The sequence below is a fragment of the Thermoactinomyces sp. CICC 10521 genome (assembly GCF_016055135.1).
GTDB lineage: Bacteria > Bacillota > Bacilli > Thermoactinomycetales > Thermoactinomycetaceae > Thermoactinomyces_A > Thermoactinomyces_A daqus.
In genome coordinates this window covers 1-2947 of the sequence record NZ_JAECVZ010000072.1, presented here as the reverse complement: position 1 = coordinate 2947, position 2947 = coordinate 1, and the positions used below count along the sequence as shown (strand labels likewise).

Annotated in this window: 3 protein-coding genes; all 3 read left to right on the top strand. The window is 48.7% G+C overall.

The window, feature by feature from the left end; translation table 11 throughout:
- A partial coding sequence (locus tag I8U17_RS17965) for a hypothetical protein (RefSeq protein WP_232331185.1) occupies window positions 1-253 on the top strand: 253 nt, incomplete at its 5' end.
- Window positions 240-1691 carry a distal tail protein Dit gene (locus I8U17_RS17960; RefSeq protein WP_198059988.1) on the top strand — a complete coding sequence of 484 codons (1452 nt, stop codon included), beginning with the start codon at window positions 240-242 and terminating at the stop codon, window positions 1689-1691. The genes I8U17_RS17965 and I8U17_RS17960, both read left to right, overlap by 14 nt.
- Window positions 1691-2947, top strand: a 1257-nt coding sequence (locus I8U17_RS17955; protein WP_198059987.1) for a phage tail spike protein, incomplete at its 3' end; no start/stop codon positions are given. The genes I8U17_RS17960 and I8U17_RS17955, both read left to right, overlap by 1 nt.

Here is a 2947-nt window from a genome sequence, read left to right as displayed (position 1 = left end):
CCAGGCAGCACTCCCTGTAGTAGCAACCGGATCTGGAAGCGTTGGAGCAGGGGCAACTGTTCAATCAGTGAACTCGAACGTATCCGCACCTGTTTCGATGATCTTTCAGTTTAATCGCCCGGTCTTTTTCCAGAATCGATCGGATATGCAGCGTTTGGGTGAAGAGCTGGCTCCGTATATTTCGTCGGCCATAAACAAACAGGACACGCTGTTGAATCGCGCCAAAGGGGTGGTACAGTTTGGCACGACTTAATTATAACGGGATCGACCTTCCGCCTTTCGTTCGAATAGTGAAAATCAAAAATCCAATCCATCCTCCCATCTCCTTGGTGACAAATGCGATTGCGGGCCGACCAGGGAGTTTTTATTTTGGCCAGAACATCTCTGAGCGCACAATCGAGATCACTTTAGTCATCTCATCCGCCACAAAAGCCGATCTGCCTGCCGCCAAAAGAGCGCTGGTGGATTGGCTTTTTTATGACGAACCGGTGCCGCTGATCCTACCAAGCGAGCCAGACAAGTACTATATGGCCAAGGTATCGGGTGAGACGGATCTCGATCAGATGCTGAACACCGGACGTGGAACGGTCACCTTCATTTGTCCGGACCCGTTCGCCTATAGCATTACTGAAAAAAACTTTAATTTTGTTGCCGGCAGCCCACTCACCGTCACAAACAGCGGTGGAATCGAAACCTATCCTCAGCTTCATTTCGAGTTCACCGGAAGCACAACGGAATTCGCAATCATCTCGAGTGACGACGAATATCTTTATTTCGGCCAGCCCGCGAGCGTAGACACACAGACTCCAACAACGAAAAGGACAAAGGTGTTAGACGACCCTTGTTCCAGTATTGCTGGTTACACGGCAGGAATCGGGGTTGATGGGGGAGTGGTTGCCGGTTCGCTGACATCCGACGGCACAGCAATCAAAGCGAGTGACTACGGATCGGGAAGCATTTGGCACGGTCCAGCAGGGGTGAAATCCCTTGGTCAGCAGATTCAGGACTTCACCGTTCAAGTGGAAGCCGGTTTCAAGTCCGGATATGGTTATCAGGTTGGCCGCCTCGAAGTGTATCTGTTGGATGTAAACAACGCCGTCATCGGCAAAATAGCGATCCGGGACAGCGATGCTGGTATCGATAATCCTTACATGGAAGCACGGGCAGGCAACCTGTCTACTGGTCGCACGTTTGTTAATTACACAGGCCCTGTTGGCCATTGGAAACAGTTTAACGGACCAATCCGGATCACCCGGATCGGAAACCGATGGGAGTTCAGTTGTTCCCGCCGTGCATCAAACGGGAATCTGTACAGCTCGTTTACCTATGCCTTTATTGACAAAGACAATCAATATACCCAAAAGCTTGCCGGCATCCAGATTCATTTTGGGACACACGGAACCCGGAGCGCGGTGAGTACAAACTACATCGAACAGATTCAGATTTGGAACGAAAAAACGTTGTCATCCATTGAGGTTCCCTATGTTTTTGAACCAGGCGACATGCTGGATATTGATTGCGCCGCCGGAACAATCACAAAAACCAGCAACGGGAACCAAGAGGCTTTCTACTACCAAATGGACCCGGGGAGTTCCTTTCTTAGCTTGGAAAAAGGGGATAATACGATTTCTGTTTATCCGAGCGATATTATCACCAATTCTTACGTGAAGTTTCGGGAGAGGTGGTTGTGATGAACAAAATCCCAAACCTATATGTATTGAACCGTTTCGACAAAGCGATCGGGATTTTGAATCCATCTCTCCCGGATGCTTGCCCTTTTTTCGATGATGTTCGGACAGAAAGGATTGAATATGCTTATTTGACTTTTGAATTTTCGGTTCCGGCCAACCATCCGCAAGCGCAAAACCTGGTGGTTGGCAACAAGATCGTTTACCCGGTGAAAAACGGATACAACCTATTTCGGATCATTAGCACCGAAAGCGACCACAATGACGGTCAATACATCAAGCGGATCACCTGTGAAAACAGTGCTGTTGGCGATCTGCTTGGAAACATCATTTTGCCGACCACGCTGAACAGTTACACTTTGCAACAGGCCCTCACTTATCTTCTTCAGGGCACCAACTGGCAAGTGGGAGATGTGGAGCTTTCTACCACACAGAACCTGCAATTTGATGATGTAGTGACATCACTGGATGCTCTTCATCAGGTTATGGATCAGTTCGGGGCGCAGGTTGAGTTTGTGGTCCGGTTCAACGGACTCCAAATTGTGAATCGCCTTGTTAACGCTCGTTTGAACCGTGGACGCACGCTCAATAAGCCGTTTGTTTACGGGTTAAACCTCAAGGGGGCCAAACGAACAGAAGACTATAGCCAATTGGTCACCGCTCTTTACGGGGTGGGGAACAAGGATTCTAACGGAAATCTCCTCACCTTTGACTCCTATAACCCGACGCTTTCTTATCCCTATGAGAAACCGGCAGGGGCTAAGTGGGTAGGGGATCAGGACGCTCTTCAACAGTGGTCACCAGACGGTAAGCACATATTCGGGGTGTATAAAGATGACAAGGCCACTAACCCAGTCGAACTTTTCAATAATACGCTGGAAGAACTGAAAAAGCGAACGAGACCAGCCCTCACATATGAAGTAGACATAGCTTTGCTCCCAGATGATGATGTTCAACTATATGACTACATCATTGTCAAAGACACGACTTTCCAGCCTGAATTGGTGTTGTCTGCGCAGGTGGTCGAAACCAAAACGTCCCTCACGGACCCCAGTAAAAATCAGGTGACGTTGGGGGATTATCGGCCGATCCAAATTACAGGAACGGATCGAATCGACCAAATAAAAAAGCAAATCAGTGAAACCCTTACCATCGCGAAAGGGTCAGCGGGAACGGGATTGCATGTAGTAGCAAATTCGCCTAAACCTGAAGTGGATGGATACTATTCCTCTGATCCTGGTTACTTGGAAATCGAAGTG